General features: G+C 65.9%; 20 protein-coding genes and 1 pseudogene. 8 read left to right on the forward strand and 13 right to left on the reverse strand.

Annotated features, from left to right (window positions below):
* Window positions 1-30: 30 nt before the first annotated feature.
* The 7 genes from I6F33_RS10310 to I6F33_RS10340 form a co-directional block, all read right to left on the reverse strand.
* Entirely contained in the window at window positions 31-861 is an 831-nt protein-coding gene (locus I6F33_RS10310) for an ABC transporter permease (RefSeq protein ID WP_036013270.1), read from the reverse strand.
* The gene (locus I6F33_RS10315) at window positions 858-2120 is read right to left on the reverse strand and encodes an ABC transporter permease (RefSeq protein ID WP_225142314.1); all 1263 of its coding nucleotides are present in this window, start codon (window positions 2118-2120) and stop codon (window positions 858-860) included. Before I6F33_RS10315 ends, I6F33_RS10310 begins: the two co-directional genes overlap by 4 nt.
* 207 nt (window positions 2121-2327) lie before the next feature.
* Window positions 2328-3377: an ABC transporter substrate-binding protein gene (locus I6F33_RS10320; RefSeq protein WP_225128369.1), complete on the reverse strand. Its 1050-nt coding sequence runs from the start codon at window positions 3375-3377 to the stop codon at window positions 2328-2330.
* Window positions 3378-3442: 65 nt separating this feature from the next.
* Window positions 3443-4552: an ABC transporter ATP-binding protein gene (locus I6F33_RS10325; RefSeq protein ID WP_225128368.1), complete on the reverse strand. Its 1110-nt coding sequence runs from the start codon at window positions 4550-4552 to the stop codon at window positions 3443-3445.
* Between the two features lie 330 nt (window positions 4553-4882).
* Window positions 4883-6451 (reverse strand): DUF4403 family protein, encoded by a 1569-nt coding sequence (locus I6F33_RS10330; protein ID WP_225128367.1) that lies wholly within the window; start codon window positions 6449-6451, stop codon window positions 4883-4885.
* A 241-nt stretch (window positions 6452-6692) separates the two neighbouring features.
* Complete coding sequence (locus I6F33_RS10335) at window positions 6693-7331, reverse strand: glutaminyl-peptide cyclotransferase (RefSeq protein ID WP_057026952.1); 639 nt, start codon at window positions 7329-7331, stop codon at window positions 6693-6695.
* Between the two features lie 29 nt (window positions 7332-7360).
* The gene (locus I6F33_RS10340; RefSeq protein ID WP_225128366.1) at window positions 7361-8581 is read right to left on the reverse strand and encodes a helix-turn-helix domain-containing protein; all 1221 of its coding nucleotides are present in this window, start codon (window positions 8579-8581) and stop codon (window positions 7361-7363) included.
* A gap of 90 nt (window positions 8582-8671) precedes the next feature.
* Here I6F33_RS10340 and I6F33_RS10345 point away from each other — a divergent pair, with 90 nt between their 5' ends.
* Together I6F33_RS10345 and I6F33_RS10350 are read left to right on the forward strand one after the other, a co-directional pair.
* Window positions 8672-9466, forward strand: a complete 795-nt coding sequence (locus tag I6F33_RS10345) for a thioredoxin family protein (RefSeq protein ID WP_225128364.1) — start codon at window positions 8672-8674, stop codon at window positions 9464-9466.
* A pseudogene (locus I6F33_RS10350) lies at window positions 9463-9742 on the forward strand (hypothetical protein). Before I6F33_RS10345 ends, I6F33_RS10350 begins: the two are co-directional and overlap by 4 nt.
* A 106-nt stretch (window positions 9743-9848) precedes the next feature.
* Here the strand turns inward: I6F33_RS10350 and I6F33_RS10355 are convergent.
* The 3 genes from I6F33_RS10355 to I6F33_RS10365 form a co-directional block, all read right to left on the reverse strand.
* Entirely contained in the window at window positions 9849-10187 is a 339-nt protein-coding gene (locus I6F33_RS10355) for a GIY-YIG nuclease family protein (protein WP_225112559.1), read from the reverse strand.
* A 184-nt stretch (window positions 10188-10371) separates the two neighbouring features.
* Entirely contained in the window at window positions 10372-10806 is a 435-nt protein-coding gene (locus I6F33_RS10360; RefSeq protein ID WP_036028446.1) for a cytochrome c family protein, read from the reverse strand.
* Window positions 10807-10903: 97 nt separating this feature from the next.
* The gene (locus tag I6F33_RS10365; RefSeq protein WP_225142315.1) at window positions 10904-11632 is read right to left on the reverse strand and encodes a L,D-transpeptidase; all 729 of its coding nucleotides are present in this window, start codon (window positions 11630-11632) and stop codon (window positions 10904-10906) included.
* Window positions 11633-11905: 273 nt separating this feature from the next.
* On the opposite strand from I6F33_RS10365, the gene I6F33_RS10370 reads away from it, so the two are divergent.
* From I6F33_RS10370 to I6F33_RS10380, 3 genes are all read left to right on the forward strand, one after another.
* The gene (locus tag I6F33_RS10370) at window positions 11906-12958 is read left to right on the forward strand and encodes a glycosyltransferase family 1 protein (protein ID WP_057026948.1); all 1053 of its coding nucleotides are present in this window, start codon (window positions 11906-11908) and stop codon (window positions 12956-12958) included.
* 33 nt (window positions 12959-12991) lie between these two features.
* Window positions 12992-13681, forward strand: coding sequence for a methyltransferase domain-containing protein (locus tag I6F33_RS10375; RefSeq protein ID WP_036003432.1), 690 nt, complete (start codon window positions 12992-12994; stop codon window positions 13679-13681).
* Window positions 13682-13807: 126 nt separating this feature from the next.
* A complete protein-coding gene (locus I6F33_RS10380; RefSeq protein ID WP_025034507.1) occupies window positions 13808-14467 on the forward strand; it encodes a membrane protein in 660 nt (219 codons plus the stop codon).
* A 306-nt stretch (window positions 14468-14773) separates the two neighbouring features.
* On the opposite strand, the gene I6F33_RS10385 is transcribed toward I6F33_RS10380, so the two are convergent.
* Window positions 14774-16438: an aminotransferase class III-fold pyridoxal phosphate-dependent enzyme gene (locus I6F33_RS10385; protein ID WP_225142316.1), complete on the reverse strand. Its 1665-nt coding sequence runs from the start codon at window positions 16436-16438 to the stop codon at window positions 14774-14776.
* A 35-nt stretch (window positions 16439-16473) separates the two neighbouring features.
* Between I6F33_RS10385 and asd the strand changes: the two genes are divergently transcribed.
* Both asd and I6F33_RS10395 read left to right on the forward strand, forming a co-directional pair.
* Complete coding sequence (gene asd / locus I6F33_RS10390; RefSeq protein WP_225142317.1) at window positions 16474-17337, forward strand: archaetidylserine decarboxylase; 864 nt, start codon at window positions 16474-16476, stop codon at window positions 17335-17337.
* A gap of 68 nt (window positions 17338-17405) precedes the next feature.
* Window positions 17406-17987, forward strand: coding sequence for an NUDIX hydrolase (locus tag I6F33_RS10395; protein ID WP_036028428.1), 582 nt, complete (start codon window positions 17406-17408; stop codon window positions 17985-17987).
* A gap of 186 nt (window positions 17988-18173) precedes the next feature.
* Here the strand turns inward: I6F33_RS10395 and I6F33_RS10400 are convergent, their stop codons facing one another.
* Together I6F33_RS10400 and I6F33_RS10405 are read right to left on the reverse strand one after the other, a co-directional pair.
* Window positions 18174-19511, reverse strand: coding sequence for a FecR domain-containing protein (locus tag I6F33_RS10400; RefSeq protein WP_225142487.1), 1338 nt, complete (start codon window positions 19509-19511; stop codon window positions 18174-18176).
* A gap of 273 nt (window positions 19512-19784) precedes the next feature.
* Window positions 19785-20561: a DUF2147 domain-containing protein gene (locus tag I6F33_RS10405; protein ID WP_225112563.1), complete on the reverse strand. Its 777-nt coding sequence runs from the start codon at window positions 20559-20561 to the stop codon at window positions 19785-19787.
* Between the two features lie 195 nt (window positions 20562-20756).
* On the opposite strand from I6F33_RS10405, the gene I6F33_RS10410 reads away from it, so the two are divergent.
* Window positions 20757-21656, forward strand: a complete 900-nt coding sequence (locus tag I6F33_RS10410; RefSeq protein WP_225142318.1) for a DUF2147 domain-containing protein — start codon at window positions 20757-20759, stop codon at window positions 21654-21656.
* Window positions 21657-21710: the final 54 nt, after the last annotated feature.

The raw sequence follows: 21710 nt of genomic DNA on the forward strand, positions 1-21710 counted from the left end.
GCGCTGTCGTGTCTTTAACTTCCTGCGTCCTCAACCCCCGCTGCCCTTGAGCCGTTCATTGCGTCGGCGCAGGGCTTCCAGGGTGGCGAGCAAGATGACCGAGACGGTCGTCAAGATCACGGCCGCTGCCGTGATGGTCGGGCTGATGTTCTCGCGGATGCCGCTGAACATCTCGCGCGGCAGGGTGCGCTGCTCGGGGCCCGCCATGAACAGCACGATCACCACCTCGTCGAAGCTGGTTGCGAACGCGAACAGCGCGCCTGATGCCAGACCCGGCAGGATCAGCGGCAGGATCACGCGACGGAACGCGTAGATTGGCGAGGCGCCGAGCGAGGCGGCGGCGCGTGCCAGGTTGGTGTCAAAGCTCTGCAGCGTCGCCCCGACCGTGATCACCACGAAGGGCGTCGCCAGCGCGGTGTGGGCCAGGATCAGACCGAGATAGCTGCCGGTCAGCCCGATCGGCGCGAAGAAGAAGTACAGGCCGACCGCGGTGATGACCCCGGGCACGACCACCGGCGACAGCACGAAGGCCAGCACGAGCGGCTTGAACCGGCTCTTCCACTGCGCCAGCCCCAGCGCGGCCAGCGTGCCGAGGACCATGGACAACAGCGTCGAGGCGACGCCGATGATCACGCTGTTCTTGAGCGAGTTCATCCAGCGCGGCGAATTGACGAAGTCGTCGTACCAGCGCAAGGAAAGGCCCGGCAGCGGATAGGTGAGGTACGAGCTGGAACTGAACGACAGCGGCATGATCGCAAGGATCGGCGCGATCAGGAAGATGAACACCAGCGTGGAGACAACGATAGTCGCGGTCCACGCGATGCGCTGGCTGGGGGTGCGCAAGGAGGAATTGTCGCTCAATTCTTCATCCCTCCCATGACCTGCTGGCCCTGCACCAGCTTGCCGTAGACGAGAGCGAGCAGAACGGTGGCGAGCAGCAGCACCGCGCCCAGCGCCGAAGCAAGGCCCCAATTGGCCGTCTCGGTCGTGTAGAGGGCGATGAAGTAGCTGATCATCTGGTCGGCGGCGCCGCCGACGAGGGCCGGCGTGATGTAGTAGCCGAGCGCCAGGATGAAGACGAGCAGGCTTCCCGCGCCGATGCCAGGCAGGGTCTGCGGCAGGTAGATCCGCAGGAAGGCGGTGAGGGGCGGTGCACCGAGCGAAGCGGCGGCACGCATGTAGGCGGGCGAGATCGCCTTCATGCTGCTGTACAGCGGCAGGATCATGAACGGCAGCAGAACGTGGGTCATGGCAACGCAGACGCCGAAGCGGTTGTAGATCAGGCGCAAGGGTGCGTCGATGATGCCGAGCCAGAGCAGACTATCGTTCACGACGCCCTTGCTCTGCAACAGGACGATCCAGGCGCAGGTGCGAACCAGGAGCGACGTCCAGAACGGCAGCAGCACGAAGATCATCAAGAGGTTCGACCGGCCGGGCGGCAGCGTCGCCAGGAGGTAGGCGACCGGAAAGCCGAGAATCAGGCAGAGGGCCGTGACAGCGAGGCTGATGAGGAAGGTGCGGAGGAAAATGTCGCGGTAGATGGCCTGATCCGGTGGTGCGGCGACGATCGCGCCGTCGGCGTTTCGCGTCAGGTCGAGCGCGGCGAGCAGGTAGAAGCCGGTGATCGGGCCGCCGGCGTCCTTGATCGTGGTCCAGGTGGCGCGTTCGCGCCAGGCGGGGTTGATCCTGCCCAGCGTCTCCCTGGCCGTACCGGGCTCAGGCACCGCCTTCAGATTGCGTCCTGTGCTGGTCAGGATCGTGCGGAAGCCGTTCAGCGCGTAGTTGAGCCGTTTGGCCGCAATCGCAAGGGTGCCGGCGGCGCGCGCCGCCAGGATGTCGCTTGCAAGCGCCGCATAGGCGTTTTCATCCGGCAAGTCCTTGCCGTCCCAACTGGCAAGAGCAGCGACCGTTTGCGGCAGGACCTGACGCACCTCCCAGTCCTCGACCGAGCGCCACAGCATGCCGGCGATGGGACCTGCGAAGGTGAAGAGCAGAAACAGCAGAAGCGGCAGGACCAGCGCCAATGCCTTGACCTGGCGTGTCCGCTCCGCACGCCTCAATCGGCGTTTGAGCGGCACCTCAGTCTTGTTATCGGCGCCGAGCGCGGGCGCTGCTGTCATGGAGAAAGCCTCTTGGAGCAGCCTGAGCAAGCGCCTCGTCCTTCGAGGCGACCGCTTCGCGGTCTCCTCAGGATGAGGCTCATTGACATTGGTGCCAGTAACGTCGCTGCCACAGACTCAGACCTCATCCTGAGGGCCCGCCGTAGGCGGGCGTCTCGAAGGATGCGCCACGGGCGAGTTGTCCGCGCGCACGTCTAGCTGCTCCCGCTATTTCGCGGCCCATTTGTTGAAGCGCTCGGTCAGGCGGTCGATGTTCTCGAGCCAGAAAGCCACGTTGATCTCGACCGCGTTCTTGATGTTGTCAGGCGCCGTCGGCAGGTCCTTCAGGACGGCGGGCGCGAGCCGGCCGGCGGCATCCTTGTTCGAAGTGCCATAGGCAATGTTCTCCGACAGCTTGGACTGGTTCTCCGCCTTTCCGACGAAGTCCAGGAACTTGTAGGCCGCATCCTTGTTCGGGCTCCCCTTCAGGATGACCCAGCTGTCGAGGGTGAAGAGCGCGCCGCCCCACACCATGCCGAAGTTCTTCTTCTCGTTCTTGTTCGCGGTGTCGATGCGGCCATTGTAGACCGAGGTCATCGCCACCTCGCCGGAGGCGAGCAATTGCGGCGGCTGCGCGCCGGCCTTCCACCAGACGAGGTCGCCCTTGATGGTGTCGAGCTTCTTGAAGGCGCGCTCGATGCCTTCGTCGGTCGCCAGCACCTTGTAGACGTCCTTCGGTGCGACGCCGTCGGCCATGAGGGCGATCTCCAGCGTGGTCTTCGGGCCCTGGCGCAGCGCGCGCTTGCCCGGAATCTTCTTGGTGTCGAAGAAGTCGGCCCAGCCTTTCGGGGCCTCCTTCAGCTTGTCCTTGTCGTAGCCGAGGACGAAATCGTAGAGGATGGCGCCGACCCCGCAAGGATTGACCGACGGCGGGATGTAGGCGGCCTCGCCGCCGATCTTGGAATAGTCCAGTTTCTCGAACAGGCCTTCCTCGCAGCCGACCGCGAGCTCATCGCTCTCGACCTGGACGACGTCCCAGGTGGCGGCGCCTCCCTGCACCTTGGCGCGCAGCACGCCGACGCCGCCGTCCCAGGATTCGTCGTTCATCGCGATGCCGGATGCTTTCTTGAACGGCTCGAAATAGACCTTCTTCTGGGCCTCCTGATACGCGCCGCCCCACGAGACGACAGTGAGGTCACGCGCTTCTGCGACATTGGTCAGCGCGACACCGGCGCCCAATGCCGCGGCGAAACCCAGAGCAATCTTGCGCTTCAGCATGGTCTTCGTTCCTTCTTCATGTGAGTTGCGTTGACATTGATTGTTTCAGTTTCGTCGCCGGCAGATCAGACGGGATCGAGGGCGAGGCAGTCTTCCGGGCGGAAGGTGATGAACACGCTTTCGCCAGGTCTTAGGCCGTGATGCGCTCCCGGCTGAAGCTTGACCATGAACTCGGCGTTGCCGGCCACATCCAGCACGGCCAGCGCGTGGTCGCCGAGATAGATGGTGTTCTGCACTTTTGCCGGCAGCCGGTTCGGTCCCTCACTGGAATTGCCATTGGGAATTATTGCGACACGCTCCGGCCGCACCGACAGAGAGGTCGATGCGCCCGCGCCTGACACGTTGACCGCCCGTGCGGCGACTGTGCCGCCACCGGCCAGCGCCACGCGGCAATAATCCCTTTCGACGGTTTCCACGGTGCCGGCGAGCACATTGTTCTCGCCGATGAAATGGGCGACGAAGCTGTTCACGGGATGCTCATACAGCGCGTCGGGGCGGTCGATCTGCTGCACGATGCCGTCGTTGAATACGGCGATGCGGTCCGACATCGTGAGCGCTTCGCTCTGGTCGTGGGTGACATAGACGACCGTGATGCCCATCGTCTCGTGCAGCTGCTTGATCTCCAGCTGCATCTGCTCCCGCAGCCGCTTGTCCAGCGCGCCCAGGGGCTCGTCCATCAGCACGAGCTGCGGATTGAACACCAGCGCGCGGGCCAGCGCCACCCGCTGCTGCTGACCGCCGGACAATTGCCCGGGCCGCCGGTGCGCCAAAGTTTCCATCTTGATCATGCGCAGCGCTGCGCTGACGCGCTCTTGCGTTTCCGCCTTGCTCGACTTGCGAACCGATAGCGGGAAGGCGATGTTTTCCGCGATCGTCAGGTGCGGAAACAACGCGTAGTTCTGGAACACCATGCCGATGTCGCGCCTGTGCGGCGGCACGTTCTTGATCGGCCGCTCGCTGAGGTAGATCTCGCCATGGGTCGGTACCTCGAAGCCGGCCAGCATCATCAGCGTGGTCGTCTTGCCCGATCCCGACGGGCCGAGCAGGGTGATGAATTCGCCCTTCCTGATGTCGAGGTCGAGGTTCTTCACCACGAGATGCTCGCCATCATAGGTCTTTTGAATGCCGGAAAAACGCACCAGCGCCGGCGCAGGCGTGACCATGCCGGCTTCCATGTTGTCCTCGCGTTGTCCCCTACAATGCGCGTGCGAGATTAGCATCCTGCAGCGAGAATGCCAGCGGCGCAAGCGACGAGGAATTGTGCGGGTCCGGCGAGTGGCGGGACAACCGCCTCTGACGGGTGGCGGCGCCTGCACGCACGCCTCGTCCTTCGAGACGGCGCTTGCGCGCCTCCTCAGGATGAGGCTCATCGGCGTCCGTGCTCGTTGCAACAGCTGCCGCGCACTCCGCCCTCATCCTGAGGAGCCCGCCCAAGCGGGCGTCTCGAAGGATGGCCGCAGGGAAGAGCTCTCACATGCGACGGCCCTGCGATGCGCAGGGACGCGCTACATCCCCGACAGCTTCGTCACGAATACGTTCAGCGAGCCGCCGGCTTCGGCGACCACGCGCAGGGTCTTGGAATCGAAGGCGATGTCGGCGAGAGTGAGGCTCTCGATCCTGGCCTCGACCTTGAGGCCGTCCTCGCTCTTCTGGTAGTCGGCGATTGCGGCCGCGATCTTCTCGCGCGCGTTGGCGGCGATCGGCTTCAGATCGAGCGTTGCCCTCTGCAGCAGCGCCTGCTGCATCTGCGGGACGACTGCGCGTGCAGCGGCGCCCAACAGGCCGAACGCGGCCTCGGATTCCACCGCGAGCTGGATGTCGGTGAGCCGCAGCGTCTGTTGCGCCTGGTCGAGCACCGGCCGGCCCCAGATGTGCACATTCGCCTCGGCGCCGAGGCCGAACCAGCTCTTCTTCTCCTTGGCGCGCACCAGAAGCGAGATCAGCAGCTGGTCACCCGACGGGATGACGTTGGCGCTCTTGACGGTGACGTCGACCGGGCCGGAGCCGTCCTCCGGATAGGTGCGGCCGACCATCTGCGCTGCGATCAGCTTGTTGATCTCGGTGAAGGGCACGTCGATCGGCACCCCGATGTTCACGCCGGTGCCGGTCGGCGGCACGATCGAGATCTTGTCGGGGAACGGACAGTCCGGCTTGGTCGGCGTCGAGGTCACGCGTGTCTCGGCTTCGAGGCCGAGCAATAAGGTCACGGCCTGCGCATCGACGCGCGGCTGCGCCGCGATCGCGCGCACCGGCTTCATCTCGAGCCAGAGCGGCGGCAGCGCCGCCGAGGCGCTGGATCCTTGCAGCGGGATCGAGCGGCAGGCCTTGATCCATTGCGCCTTGGCATTCTCGCGCAGGCTGGGATCGTTGCGGATGCGCTCGGAGACGGCGTTGACCTGCTCGCCGACGGTCTTGTCGATCAGCGGCTTGACCTGCGCGGGCACGTTGACCTTGGCGCCGGCGACGTTGAGGTTGGTGTCACCGAGATTGACCTGGGCGCCGAGATTGGGCTCCAGATACCAGGCGGCGGCGAGCTTCGGGCGCGAGGTGACGACGACGTTGCCCTTGATCTCCGCGCTCGCGTTCAGGTTCTTGATGTTGACCGCGCCGATCCGCTTCGCGGCGTCGCCGCCGAGCACGCTGCCAAGCGCATCGCCAAGCGCGCCTGTGGCCTTCGACGACAGAGAGCCGGTCACGTTGAGCTTGCCGGTGAGCGGGGTCGAGATCGTCAGCACGTCCTTGTCGCCGGCTGCCGCCATCGGGCCCCGGGCGGCGGACCAGCCGATATCGGCATTCTCCAGGATCTGCGAGATCGGGTTGTCGGCCTTGCCGGCGAAATTGCGCGGCGCGGCCCTCTCGGCCTGCTCGCGGATCGCCGACAGCGCGATGGCGACCGGCGCGATCACGATGGAGCTCTTCGAGGCCGGCGGCAGCGGCGGCAGCTGTGCGACCGGCGGCGCCGAATTCGTCGCGCGCGGCGCCAGCCAGTCCATCGCCTTCAGGCTGATGAAGAACGACGCCGCGAGCACCGCGACACCGATCAGGATAGTCTTCAGATTCCACGTCAGACGCATCAATCCCCCAAGTCGCCCCGACGGGGATTCTACAGGGCGGGCGAGGAGGGCGCTAGAGCGCACCCGTTGGGTGGAATTGGGGCGAACAGGTTACGGATTGTGAACGCGCCGTCGGCGTGCCGTCACGCCAAGCGCAAGGACTAACGCGCGATGCGATTAGGATGAATCGTCATCGCGCTTTAGGTTGTTGTTTGCGCATGATCTTTTCGGAAAACCGCTTCGCACTTTTCCGGATCGTGCTCTAGCTTTGCCGCGGGCGCCGGACCGCTCTCACCTTGCCGCGATTGCCACCGCCGCAGAAGAAACGGTCACCGCCGTCCGATTCCAGGCCCGACACGATCGTGCCGGCGGGCATGTCGATCTGCTCGATCACTTGTCCCGTTTCCGGATCGATCCGACGCAAATCGCTCTGTTCGTTCTCCCAGGTGCCGTGCCAGAGCTCGCCGTCCACCCAGGTCACCCCGGTCACGAAGCGCTTGCTCTCGATGGTGCGGAGGATCTTGCCCGTTTCGGGATCGATCTGATGGATCTTGCGCTCGCGATATTGTCCGACCCAGAGCGAACCCTCGGCCCAGGCAAGGCCGGAATCGCCGCCGCCGCCGGGCGCCGGAATGGTGCCGAGCACCTTGCCCGAGGCCGCATCGATCTTCTGGATGCGGTCCTCGGCGATCTGGAACAGGTGCCGTCCGTCGAACGCCGTTCCCGCATGCGCGGCGACGTCGATGGAGCGCGCGATCCTGCCGTCGGCCGGATCGAGCGCGTTCAACTTGTCGCCGGAAGCGAACCAGACGCGCGTGCCGTCATAGGTGACGCCATGCACGGCCTCGACGCCTGGAAAGGGTCCATACTCCGTGACGATCTCGGCGGCTGAACGTTTCATGTGCTCGATCCCTCATGCTTGCGCCCATCCTACGTCTTCAGGAGCGGCGTGGGGAGTAACAAGCCTGTCGGGAAACCCGGAACGGGCGGCGTCATCCAGCGGCGCGCCCGTCCGTGTCCGAACGACTGCACCTTGCCCGACCGCGCCAGGTCCTCGAGCGCGCGCTGCACGGTGCGCGGACTGATGCGAAGCGCAAGCGCGAGCGCCGAGCTCGACCATGGCTCGCCGTCGGTAAGAAAGGCGAGGACGGCGGCGTGCTTCTCCTCAACGGGCCGCGCCAGCACGAGGACGTCGCGCGTCTTCCGCGGCGCCAGCACGAAGCCCTGCTTCGTCGCGCTGATATCGGCCAGCGGCGCGAGCTTGCTGCGGAGCCGTCCGATCTCGACGCGCAGGCGCGCGCGGTGCGATTCGTCGGCGTGCCTGGCTTGAAAGGCGCCGGATATCAGCGTCTCGCGCGAGACATCCGCAGGCCATGCCTGGGCCAGGAGACGCGCGAGCGCGAACAGCACGGGACGCGTTCCGAGCGAGACCGCGGCGCCTTGCCTGCGCACGACGTGATGAAAGGTATCCACGACCAGCGCCGTCGAGGTCGCCAGACGTTCGACCTCTCCCAGCAAGAGCGGATGTTCGCTGCCGCGGGCGATCAGGCGCGCTGCCGGCGTGTCGAGGATCAGGCTCGCGCTGTCGACCTCGGCCACGAGCGCCGGAATGTCTGCAAGGCGCGCCGCGTGAGCCGCGCGGCCGAGCGCCGTGCGCGCGTCGTTCGTTCTGAGCCGCCTGATGGCGATGCCGGCGAGCACGAGCTCGCGGACGACCTGCGATGCGGGCGGGAGCATCGCGGGACGGACTTCGGCGAGCGTGCGCTCGGCCTCGTCGAGGCGACCGACCAGAAGCAGGCGGCGCGCCTCGACATGGCCCGCATGGGCGGCATTGACGAGATCGCCGTGCTGTTCGAGCGTCGCGCGTGCCGCGGCGAGCGTCTTCACCGGCCAGTTCAGATCGCGTGAGACCAGCGCGATCTCGGCTTCGGCCACCAGGCATCTTGCGCGTGCCACCGCCTCGCGCGGACCGAAGGCACGCGCGGCGGTGCGCAGCAGCGACTTGGCCTTGGCGAGATCTCCGAGCTGCGCCATCGCGATGCCGCGCAGCGCCAGCGACGGCGCATCGTTGCGCAGCGCGACGCGGTTCAGGGCGCCGAGCGGATCACCGGCCTCTAAGGCGCGCGCAGCGGCAGTGATCAGCGATTCCATGTCAATCCCGCCACACTTGTTACTCCCACCGCGCAACCGCTTGGTGCCAGAAGTCGTTGGCAGGACGTCGAGCAAAAGCTTTGGAGAGTCATGATGACATCAGCAGAAAAGGCAGGAACCAACGGACACACCGCCATGCAGACCCCACCGGTGGTGTCGCCGCAGGACTGGGAGGCGGCCCGTCTGCAGCTGCTCGTGAAGGAGAAGGCGCATACCCGTGCCCGCGACGCCCTGGCGGCCGAGCGGCGCCGCATGCCGTGGATGGCGGTCGACAAAACCTATGCGTTCGAGGGGCCCGGCGGCAAGCTCAGTCTGCACGACCTGTTCCAGGGCCGGCGGCAACTGATCGTCTATCGCGCCTTCTTCGAGCCCGGTGTGTTCGGCTGGCCCGATCACGCCTGCCGCGGCTGCTCCATGGTGGCCGACCAGGTCGCCCATGTCTCGCACTTGAATGCCCGCGACACCACGCTGGTGTTCGCCTCGCGCGCGCCGCAAGCCGACATCGTCAGGCTGAAGCAGCGGATGGGCTGGATCATGCCCTGGGTCACCATCACCGACAGCTTCGATGCCGATTTCGGCGTCGACGAATGGCACGGGACGAATGTGTTCTACCGAGACGGGACACGCATCTTCCGCACCTATTTCGTCAAGAGCCGCGGCGACGAGCAGATGGGTGGGACCTGGAACTATCTCGACATCACCCCGCTCGGCCGCCAGGAGGTGTGGGAGGACTCGCCGAAGGGCTATCCGCAGACCCCGACCTACAAATGGTGGAATTGGCACGACAGCTACACCGAAGGCGCCGCGCCCGACAAGCGATGGGTGGAGATCTCGGACGCCGGCGAGAAAGCCTTCCGCGAGGAGGCCGCGGGAGAGCGGAAATGACCGGTCCGGTCAGCGCGGTCCCCAGCGCCAGTCCCGACGGCCGTCGCGGCCGCGCGCCACCTCGCCAGATGGCTGGGGCTGGCGGCCACGCCGACCTTCGCCATCATGGCCGTACTGACGGCTTTGCCCGGGGGTGGGCCCGCGGAGATGCTGTGCGGCGCCGGGCAGGGCTCTCTGCTCGGCGGGATGGTGCCGATGTATCTCTTGATGAGCGCGTTCCACGCCGCGGCGTGGCTGAGGCTGATAGCGGAGTGGCGGGGCGCAGTCAGCCGGTAAGCGCGCCGCCGGTGTGAACGCCTCGTCCTTCGAGACGACCGCTCCGCGGTCTCCTCAGGATGAGGCTAATCGACATCGGAGCCGCGGCTAGAGAGCTGCCCCGCACTCAGGCCTCATCCTGAGGGCCCGCCGGAGGCGGGCGTCTCGAAGGATGATGTGATCCTCGCTTTGCCAGCTCATGCAGCCTGGCGAAGTCGCCGCGCATAAATGCTTCCTTCTTCGCGCGGCTCCATTTCTTGAGCTTGCGCTCGCATTCGATTGCGTCGGTGATGCGATCGAACCACTGAGAGAAGACCAGAGTGACGGGTCGACGAGACTTTGTGTAGCCCTCGAACGTGCCGGCGTTGTGCTGCGCGACTCTGATCTCGAGCTCGGTGCGGGTCGTGCCGATGTAGTAACTGCCGTCCGCGCATTGGAGAATGTAGAGGTATGCGCCGTCTGTCATCGTGAACGCCTCGTCCTTCGAGACGACCGCTTCGCGGTCTCCTCAGGAAGAGGCTAACTGACGTTCCAGGCTTGCTGCAAGGATGAGGCCGCGCACGCAGCCCTCATCCTGAGGAGCCCGCCGGAGGCGGGCGTCTCGAAGGATGGCCGCACCTCGCAAGCCAATTGCCCCACGGTGGCGCCTTCTATTGCGTTCCGCCCGCCGCTTGCAGATACGCAACCACCTTACCCGCTTCGTCCTTCGAGATGCCGCCATAGGGCTGCATCTTGTGGCCGGACACGACCTCGTCCGGCTTGACCATGAAGCGGGTGAGCTTGTCCTGGTCCCAGGCGAAGCCGGCTTCTTTCATGGACGAGGAGTAATTGTAGTCCGGCAGCGAGCCGGCCTTGCGTCCGACGATCTTGTTGAGATTGGGACCGAGGCGATTGTCGCCTTCCTTCATGGAATGGCAGGTGCGGCAGGAATTGTTGAAAGCCTGCTTGCCGGCGTCGTCAGGCGCGGGTTGCTGCGCGAGCGAGGCGGGCGCGGACACGAGCAGCGTCAGTGCTCCGGCGCCGGCGAGGGCGTGCAGCCATGGGCTTGGCGAGGGTTGCCTTCGTGGTCGCATTTGCGCCTCCATCGGGGATTGCGCCGCAACAGGCGCAACGGGATGTCAGGGCAAACGAAAACGGCCCCGGTGGGTTCCGGGGCCGTTCGCGTTACGTTGTCCTGTCGCTTCAGCGGCTCGCGGCGCCGAGGTCCGCACGGCGCTCGCTCATCGGCAGCACGATCACCTTGGTGCCGACGTTGACGCGGGAATAGAGGTCGGTGACGTCCTCGTTGGTCATGCGGATGCAGCCGGAGGACACGCGCTTGCCGATCGTTTCGGGGGCGTTGGTGCCGTGGATACGGTAGATGGTGCCGCCGAGATACATGGCGCGCGCGCCAAGCGGATTGCCGGGGCCGCCGGCCATGTGGCGCGGCAGATAGGGCTGGCGGGCGATCATTTCCGGCGGCGGCGTCCAGGCCGGCCACTCGGCCTTGCGGCTCACCGACTGGATTCCGGACCAGGTGAAGCCGTCGCGGCCGACGCCGATGCCGTAGCGCAATGCCTGGCCATTGCCGAGCACGTAATAGAGATAGGTGTTGGGCGTATCGATGATGATCGTGCCCGGCGCTTCGCGCGTCGCGTAAGAGACGGTCTGGCGGCGGAAGCGGGCCGGCAGCTCGACCGCGTCCTGATCCTCGGACGGCTCGGTCTGGTAGGTCGGCGCCTGATAGGGCTGATACGACGGCTGATACGGCTGCAGCGGCTGCGGCGCGGTCATCGGCGGCAGCGGCTGGAAGAACGGGAAGATCTGCACCGGCGCGGCCTTGGCTGCGCCAGCGAACGCGATTGCGGAGACCGCGACGGCACTGAGTGCAACGGCGCGCGAAAACGTCTTGAACGTGTCCAGATTGAACATGTGATCGCCCCTGTTTGCTCGGTGTTTTGCTCACCGCGGCACCGTTGCGGTGCTCCGTTGCCTGAATTCCTAACGGCAAAACGTTTCGGGACATTTGCGCGGAAAACCGAAAACGGTTTCACGGCGGCAAGAATTGTTTCATGACAGTTTCGTGGCCCCGCCGGCTCGTTAACGAACAAAACAGCGCGCCGACACTTCTGTGACGTCACACGCCTGAAATATCCTTCGTTGATGGTCGATGCCTGAGAATCATCAAACTCTCGGGATTTTCCCATGCGGGTATTAATCGCGACGGACGCCTGGCATCCCCAGGTCAACGGTGTGGTCCGCACCCTGACCTCCCTGGCGAATGCGGCCAAGACCCTCGACGTCGAGATCGACTTCCTCACCCCCGACGGCTTTCCGTCCTGGCCGCTGCCGACCTATCCGGGCCTGCGCTTTGCGCTGCCTTCGGCGAAGGAGATCGCGCGGCGGATCGAGAAGGCCGCGCCGGAGGCGCTGCATATCGCGACCGAAGGCCCGATCGGCTGGGCGGCGCGCGCCTATTGCCGCCGCAACCGGCTCGCCTTCACCACCTCCTACACGACGCGCTTTCCGGAATACGTCTCGGTGCGGACCGGCATCCCGGCGGGCGTCGGCTATGCGGTGCTGCGCCACTTCCACGATGCCGCCGCCATGACCATGGTTGCGACGCCCTCGCTGCGGCAGGAGCTGTCCGAGCGCGGCTTCAAGCGGCTCGGCTTCTGGACGCGCGGCGTCGACACCGGGCTGTTTCATCCCGACGCTCCGGCACAGCTCGACCTGCCGCGCCCGATCTTCATGACGATGGGGCGCGTGGCGGTGGAGAAGAATCTCGAAGCGTTCCTCTCGCTCGACCTGCCCGGCACCAAGGTCGTGGTCGGCGACGGCCCGCAGAAGGCGGCGCTGGAGAAGAAATATCCGGACGCAGTCTTCCTCGGCGAGAAGAAGGGGGCGGATCTCACCGCGCATCTCGCCGCGGCCGACGTATTCGTGTTTCCGAGCCTGACCGACACCTTCGGCGTGGTGCAGCTCGAGGCGCTCGCCTGCGGCACGCCGGTTGCGGCGTTTCCGGTCACGGGCCCGAAGGACGTCATTGCCGATCACCCGATCGGCGCGATCGACCACGATCTGCGCACCGCCTGCCTGCGCGCGCTCACGATGTCACGCGAGACCTGCCGCAACTTCGCGCTGGAGCGCTCCTGGGAGAACAGCGCGCGCCAGTTCGTCGGCAACCTCACCTCACTGCAGCCCAGCCGCTCCTTGCGCGCCTCGCCTCGCATGGCGCGGCGGCCGGTGCGCGGCTGACCGTTTATTCGAACCACAGCGAGAACCTCATCGATGGCTAAGATCATGAACCTTGACGGCACCCAGCAGCTCGACCTCACGCGCGGCACGGTCGAGCAGGCCTATGACCGCTGGGCGCCGGTCTACGATCTCGTGTTCGGCGGCGTGTTCGCCAAGGGCCGGCAGGCGGCGATCGCGGCTACCAACAAGATCGGCGGCCGCGTGCTCGAGGTCGGCGTCGGCACCGGCATCTCGCTGCCGCTCTACGCGCCGAACCTGCGCATCTTCGGCACCGACATTTCGGAAGCGATGCTGGACAAGGCGCGCCGCCGCGTGACGGAGCAGAAGCTGAAGAACGTCGAGGGCCTCGCGGTGATGGACGCCGAGAAGCTCGAATTCCCCGATAATTCCTTCGACGTCGTGATGGCGCAATACGTCGTCACCGCCGTGCCGAACCCGGAGAAGGCGCTCGACGAATTCGCCCGCGTGCTGCGTCCGGGCGGCGAATTGATCATCCTCACCCGCGTCAGCGCCGACACCGGCATGCGCCGCTTCATCGAGCAGAAGCTGCAGCCGGTGGTGCGTCCGCTCGGCTTCCGCACCGCCGAGTTCGCCTGGTCGCGCTACGCCAAATGGCTCGCCGGCGCGCACGGCATCGAGCTTGCCGAGCGCCGCTTGATTCCGCCGCTGGGACACTTCTCGCTGGTGCGCTTCCGCAAGGTCGACGTCGCCAAGGCGGCTTGATCTGAAGCTCACGCGTCGCGTGCGTCATCGCGCCGCTGCACATCGTCACATGACAAAATGATGATGTCACACGGCCTACATCGAATCTCTGTAAATCCTGAACCCGAAAGCATTTTGGGGATGAGCATGATCAAGAACTATCTCGAGCAGCTGCGGATCCAGCGCTGGGACGACCATCGCTACTATCACCACAGCCGCATCAATCAGAGCCTGCACTTCGTCAGCGCGCTGAGCTTCCTCTTCGCCTATGTCTGGCTGTTCATCGATCCCGTCGTCTCCGCGCTGGTCGGCTGGCTGGTGTCGATGACCTCGCGCCAGGCCGGCCATTTCTTCTTCGAGCCGCACACCTACGACCACATCAATCAGGCGACGCACGAGTACAAGGAAGAGATCAAGGTCGGCTACAATCTGCAGCGCAAGGTGGTGCTGATGGCGATCTGGGCGCTGTCGCCGCTGGTACTGGTCGTCGATCCCACCCTGTTCGGCATCTTCACGCCCTGGCAGAGCGCGACCGACTTCATGCGGCAGGTGGCGAAGATCTGGCTCGTGGTCGGCGGCGGCGGCCTGTTGTTCCGCACCGTGCACCTGTTCTTCATCCGCGACGTCGAGACCGGCCTCGTCTGGATGACCAAGATCCTGACCGATCCGTTCCACGATTTGATGCTCTATCGCGGTGCTCCGCTCGCCCTGATGCGCGGCGAGCTGATGGATCCCGGCCTGCACCTCAATCCCGAGCACACGCTGGGCTTCATCGACGAGCCCGTGCTCGAAGAGCAGCACGCTTGAAGCGCGCGGCGCACGCGACACGCTCCGATGTCTGATGGCTACGTCATGCCCGGCCTTGTGCCGGGCATCCACGTGTTCGGGACTGCGAACGCGGTGCTTCCTTCACCTCTCCCCGCGTGCGGGGAGAGGTCGAATTTGCGCGGAGCGCAAATTCGGGTGAGGGGGACTCTCCGCGGGGATGCTGCCAGATGGTCGTGCGTCAATGCTCACCGCACGCGCGGAGAGTCCTCCTCACCCCGACCCTCTCCCCGCAAGCGGGGCGAGGGAGAAGGGCGAGCGGTGATCGGGGCCAAGTGTCAGAAAGCCTCAGCGCCCGAAGCGCTTGGCCAGCATCTCTTTCAGGATCTGCCGTTTGATCTGTTTATTGGTGAGCACGCCGTCGTGCCACCAGAAGCCGTCGGCCTTCATCTTCTGCGCGGCGCGGACGAAGCGCTCGGCGACTTCGGTGAAGTCGGCGTCGGTGTAGTTGAGGCTGAAGATCAGCCGTCCGGTGCCGACCCAGCTCAACGCCAGGCCCTCGGCGCGCAGGTAATATTGCAGCATCCAATTGTAGCGGGACGGCGTGGTGTATTTCACCGTCCAGATCGAGGAGAAGTTGGCGAAGCGCACCGGCAGGCCGGCATCCTGCATCATCTGGTTGAGCTTCTTCACGCGCCCGTTCCAGGTCTCCTCCAGCCCATCATAAACGGCGCGGAAGTTCGGGCTGGCGAGGCGGCTCAGGAACTCGTCCATCGCCGTCATGACGTAGGGGTGCGAGTTGAAGGTGCCGCGGGCGAAGCAGATGTCGGCGGGGCGGTCGTCGCGGAAGCGCCGCATCAATTCGCGCTTGCCGCAGACCACGCCGACCGGCAGGCCGCCGGCGAGGCTCTTGCCGTAGGTCACCATGTCGGCGCGCACGCCGAAATACTCCTGGGCACCGCCGGCAGCGAGGCGGAAGCCGACGAAGACCTCGTCGAAGATCAGGACGATGCCGCGCTGGTCGCAGACCTCGCGCAACTTCTTCAGCCATTCGGTGTAAGCCGCGCGATCGAAGTTGCCGCCGCGCGAGGAATCGACCAGCGAGGAATCGCCGGGCGCGTTGGCGTTGGGATGCAGCCCCTGCAGCGGGTTGACCAGCACGCAGGCGATGTCCTTGCGCGTGCGCAGGACATGCAGCGTCTTCTCCGACATCTCGGCGAGGGTGTAGGTCTCATGCGCAGGAATGGGATTGCCGACGCCCGGCTGCACGTCGCCCCACCAGCCGTGATAGGCGCCGGCGAAACGAACCAGATGCGTGCGCTTGGTGTGGTAGCGCGCCAGCCGCACCGCCTGCATCACGGCTTCGGTGCCGGACATGTGGAACGAGACTTCGTCGAGGCCGGAGATTTGGCAGAGCCGCTGCACATTCTCGAGGATGACGGGATGGTAGGGGCCGAGCACGGGGCCGAGCGCATGCGCGCGCTTCTCGGCGCCCTCGATGCACTCCTTGTAGAAGTCGTTGCCGAAGATGTTGACGCCGTAGGAGCCCGTGAGGTCGTAAGCGGTGTTGCCGTCGACGTCGGTGACGGTGACGCCGCGCGAGGATTCCATGAAGGTCGACGTGCCCAGATGCTCGCGGACGAGACGCGAGAACTGGAACGGCACGCGGTAGCTTTCGGTGAAGTTCAGGTCGGAGATCGTCTCCGCCGCTTCCTTCGTCATCGCGCGACCCCGGGGGTAGCGCTCGGCGTAAAGCCTGGCGAGACGGAAAAAGGCGTCCTTGCGTTGCGCTGCGATGTTCGCCGGCGCGCCGTCGCAGGCGAAGTATTGATCACCCTCGAACTCGTAGAACGGCAGCAGCCGCGCCACCCGGCGCGACATCTTCGAGTGCCCGGCCAGCGAGCGGTGCTTGGCGCGGGAGAGTTCGACCCGCGCCTTGATCTTCGGGAGGACGGCGGCAGCGGACGCTGCGGCGGCCACGGACATCGAGAGAATCGGGAGTGTCGTTTCCATGACAACAAGCGCTAAACCTGCGAGCTGACAGATTCATGACAGTCAAAGCCCTCATCGCCTCTTTCACCCAGCAGGAAGACCTCAACTTCCTGTTGACCAACCGCATCCCGCGCGCGGCCCTGACCCGCTTCATGGGCTGGTTCTCCAAGATCGAGAATCCCCTGGTGCGGGACTTCTCGATCGCGCTGTGGAAGCTGTTCTCCGACCTCGATCTGTCGGAGGCGCGCAAGACGCAGTTCAGCAGTCTGCACGACTGCTTCACCCGGGAGCTGAAGCCGGGCCTGCGGCCGTTCGATCCTGATCCTGCAGTGGTGGCGAGCCCCTCGGACGGCATCGTCGGCGCTCACGGGAAAATCGCGGACACCGAGCTGTTCCAGGTCAAGGGCGCGCCCTATTCGCTGCTCGATCTCGTCGGCGATTCCGCGCTGGTCGAGCAGCACCGCAACGGCTCTTTCGTTACGCTGCGGTTGACGTCGAGCATGTATCACCGCTTCCATGCGCCTTATGACGCGCACATCGAGCGGGTCACGCTGATCCACGGTGACGTCTGGAACGTCAACCCGATCGCGCTCAAGCGCGTCGAGCGTCTGTTCTGCAAGAACGAGCGCGCGGTGATCCGCACGCATTTGTCGACCGGCGAAGCCGTGACGCTGGTGCCGGTGGCGGCGATTCTGGTCGCGAGCATCCGCCTGCACTTCCTCGACATGGTGCTGAACGCGCAGACGCGCGGCCCGGTCAATTTTCCCTGCGACGTCAACGTGAGCAAAGGCGAGGAGCTCGGCTGGTTCGAGCACGGCTCGACCATCATCATCCTCGCGCCCGGCGATTTCTCGTTCTGCGACGGCATTGCCGAGGGCACGCGCATTCGCGCCGGTCAAACGCTGCTCAGGAGAAAGTAGCCTTCAATCCGCCGCCCCCGCCGCCTATATCGTCGGGCGGGGACGATTCGATCGATACGGATGTGACGATGGCGCGGGCGCCGGTCATGGCGGCGGGTGGTATTGTGTTGCGGCGCGCGCCGGTGCCGCTGGTTGCAGTCGTGCGCCAGCGCAAGCGCAACGAATGGGTCCTGCCCAAGGGCAAGCTCGACGACGGCGAGACGCCGAGGGAAGCCGCGCACCGCGAGGTGTTGGAGGAGACCGGCCACGACGTGGCCGTGCACGAATTTCTGGGCACGCTGGTCTATCAGTCCGGCGGGCGCTCCAAGGTCGTGCATTACTGGCGGATGGAGGCCGACGGCGGGCCGGTCCGCAAGCTGATGAACGACATCAAGGCGGTCGACTGGCTGACGCTGGACGACGCGATCGCCCGTCTGTCGCGCGAATACGAACGCGTCTTCCTGACTCAGATCGGACCGATCGCGCTCGCGGCGGCAGGGCTGGCGCCTCTGTTCGCCCCGGAGCAGGTTTCCGAGCCGGTGTCGCCGTTGGCGAAAGACGACATCCATGCATCTTTGCAGACGCTGACACAAGCGGAAGCAGCTTCCGTCGATGAATTGCGGCACGGCCTGTTGCGGAAGGTGAAGGCTTGGCTGCGCGGCGAAGCGTGAGTTATTTACGCGCAATTTCAGTGCGGCATTGAAGGTGCACCCTCTCCCCTTGTGGGAGAGGGTGGCTCGCCGCAATAGCGGCGAGACGGGTGAGGGGTCTCTATCCTCACGAGCGGGTCCGGCGAGTGGATAGAACCCCTCATCCGGCGCTTCGCGCCACCTTCTCCCACAAGGGGAGAAGGAAGACTACCGCCGCTCCTTCTCCTTCGGAGCGGGCGCGGGTCTGTGCGGCGCTGCGGGACGTTGCGCGGCGGGGAGGCGTGGCTGGAAGCCGCCGGGGCGCTGCATACCTGGTTGTTGAGCCGGAGGCTGGCCCGGTTGCAATCCTGTGCGCGGCAATGGCTGCTGCGGACCTGCTTGCTTTGTCCCGCCCGGTTGCGGCGGCACGATTCCTCCGGGCTGAATCTGTCCACCACGCTGCGGCAGGGTCTGCGGTACGCGTGGACGGCCGGCACCTTGCGGCTGGCCGGGCTGCGGCTGCATGCCTTGCTGTAGTCCCTGCCGGCTCGGCGTGCCCGGCTGCTGCTGACCCGGACGATTGTCCTGTCGCGGCTGGACGTTCGGTCGTTGCGGCTGCCGGCCTGGGGTTGTCGTCGGCCGCAATTGTTGCTGCTGCGGCGGTTGTGCCGGCCGCGGAATGCGGCTGAGCGCAGCCGGATTGGCGCGACGGAAGTCGCGCTGCTCGATGACGATCTGCCGGCCCGCAGTCTGCGCCAGATGCACCTGGCCGACGAAGCCGCGGTCGCGCGCGATCTGCTGCGCGGGAATTATGATCGGCACGGCAGCAAAGCGCATGCCGCCGGCCGTGGCTGCGCCCGCTCGGATCGCAAAGCCGCTCGCGGCTTGCGTCAGCGCGCCGAGCCGCGCGCCGCTCGCGCGTTCCTCGACATCGATGTGGCCGACCCGGCCGTCGGCGTCGGGATAGAGCTTGATGTTGACGTTGCGCGCCCGGTTCGCCGCCGCCCCTTCGGGCACGTCGACGACCCCGGTGGTGCCGCGGATGCCGAGCGTTGCCGTCGGCGTCGTGATCTTCATGTCGCCCGTCTTCGCCACCGCGGCCGCCACGAAGGCAACCGTGCCCTTGCCGACGTCGAAGATCGCCGAATTCTGCTTGCCGCCGTCGTCATAGACGTAGTTGTCGATGGTGATCTTCGCGCTGGCCGAGAGGTTGAACGTGGTGGCGTCGTTGAAGGTGATGCCGAGCGAGGAGTTCGACGAGGTCTGCACGATGTCGTTGAGATAGATGTCGTCGCGCACGCGCAGCGGATAGGAATTCTTGTCGCGGATCACGGTCGCGATCCCCGTCACGGTCGCGACGTTGCCGATCGGCTCGACGGCGGGGGGCTGTGCGTCTGCAGACGGTGCCGGCGTCGGCGTCGGCGTCGGCGAAGGCGCGGGCGTTGGCTGGGCTTGCGGTTGCGCCTGTGCGAACTCGATCGTCTCGGATGCGCACGCTACACCAGCGCCTGCCAGCGGCAAGGCCAGCAGGGCGAGCGCGAATACGAGGCGGCGCCAAGCCAGCATTGATGTCACGAAGGAGTCCCGGTGAGAGCGTGAGGCGAGATCGGGCGATTTCAACGGGGTGTGGCTGAATGGTGGATGAACGTCTGTCGTCGGGGCAGGGGCTAGCTATCCTTCCGTCATGGCCGGGCTTGTCCCGCCTGCACGGACGAAGCCGCTACGGCGCGGCGAAGGCACGGCCATCCACGTCTTGATTGCGGTACGAAGAACGTGGATGCCCGGGACAAGCCCGGGCATGACGAAGAGTTGTCTACTTTTCGCGATGCGCTCCGCGGGTCAGCTCACGCGCTTCCAGGTCTGGCCGCCGCAGAACATGCCGCCGAAGGCGCAGCCCTGCACGCGCATTACGTTCGGACCTTTCATCGAGATCGTGGAGTCGTAATTGCGGCCGGAGTTGGGATCGCGAATGCGGCCGCTCCACTTCGATCCTTCGGGCTTCATGTTGATCAGGATGCGCTCATTTGTCTTCTCGGCAAAGCCGCAGAGATTGGCGCCACACTGCTCGACGCGGACATTGCCCTTGTTCTCTTCGGTCGCCCAGATGCCGATCGGCGAGTTCGCTGCGGCCACGGGCGCGGCAGCCACCGGAGCCGGCGCGGGAGCCGCGGCGACCGGAGCGGGGGCGGCAACAGGGGCAGGCGCAGCAACAGGAGCAGGCTGCGAGCTGTCGTAGCCGACAGAAGGAGCGGCGGCAGCGGTCGCGGCTGGGGCAGCGGGCGCGGCTGGCGCTGCCGGCGCAGTCGCTTGCGGCACGGGCTGCTGCTGCACGGGAGCCGGCGTGGGTTGCGCCGTCGTGGGCGCCGGAGCCGGCGTGGTGTCGTCGTCATCGTCCTTGGAGCCGCCAAGACCCTTGAGGTTGATGTTGTTCAGCTTGATCGGCTTGTCCGACAGGCCCGGCGCGACGATGGTCACGCAATTGAGCGAAGCGCAGTTGCGCGGCGTCTCGATGCGGATGTGCTGGCCCTCGATCTGGAACGAGATCGAATTGCCGGCATGCGCGGCGGCGGTCGAAGCCAGGAAGAGGGCGGTGGCGGCGATGGAGAGCTTGTTCATGACAACCTCCGAAAATAGCGCGGTCCCGATATGGACTGGTGTCGCTGGTGAATGAAGCGTGGTTCGACCCTACGCCGCGGCGGTCGGGCGTTCTGTGATGGGCGTCACAACGAGCGAACAACGCCTGGGTGATGCAGCGCACATTCAGCCGCGCCTGCGCTGCGTAACGTCGTCGCGACACCGAGGGAAACGCAGATGCAGCGGCTTGCAACCTGGCTTGCCACCTGTCTTGCCACATCGATCGTGCTGCTGGCGGTCGCGCCGACGGCGCAGGCCGGCTCCTACACGTTCTCGATCGGCGGCAGCCGGTTTCATGTCGAGGCGCCGCGCAATTGCCGATCCGCGTCCTGTATCACGGTGGCCTCCAAGCGCAGCTTCAGGCCGACGGACGATGTCGGCACGGCACGAACTGTGCAGCCGGCGCCCGCGCCGATGGTCCAGGCGCCGCAGCCGGCTTGTCCGGCGGCAGCGGTCAAGCCGCCACAAGCGGCTGTGGTGGTGCCGCCACCGGCGCCTCCCGTTCTTGCCGCGGCGTCGTCGCAGCCCGTTGCACCGCCGCCGGCGCCAAGCTTGGAGATTTCGAGACTGGAGACGTTGAGCCCCGGTCCGCCGCGGGTTGATCTGGAGCGCACCGATCAGCCGAAGACCGCCGCGCTCGAACCGCCGCGCATCGAGCCGCCGGTCATCGTTCCGAGCACCGAGATCAATCAGACTGCAGCGGTGGCGCAGATCAGCACTGACCCGGGCCACGCGCTGCTCGGCGAATGGGAGAGCGCCGGCGCCAAGGGCACGGTCCGCATCGAGCGCTGTGGAGCTGCGTTGTGCGGTTACGCGCTCAGTGAAGCGTCGAGCCGCGGCGAGAGCGTGCTCGTCCACATGAAGCCGAAGAAGCACAATGTCTGGACCGGCAGCATCTACAGCCGCTCCAGCGGCAACACCTACTACGCCACGATGACGCTGAAGAGCTCCGGCAAGCTGCACGTCGAAGCCTGCGCGCTCGGCCGCTTCTGGTGCTCCGGCAACGACTGGACGCGGGTCGAAGCGCCGCGGGAGGAGCTGATCACGACGTCACCTCAATGGAGCGCGCGGTCGTAGCTCGCGGCGATGCGCATTGTTGTGCCCTCGCCCCTTGTGGGAGAGGGCAGCCCG

It is taken from the genome of Bradyrhizobium sp. BRP20 (assembly GCF_020194215.1).
Lineage (GTDB): Bacteria > Pseudomonadota > Alphaproteobacteria > Rhizobiales > Xanthobacteraceae > Bradyrhizobium > Bradyrhizobium yuanmingense.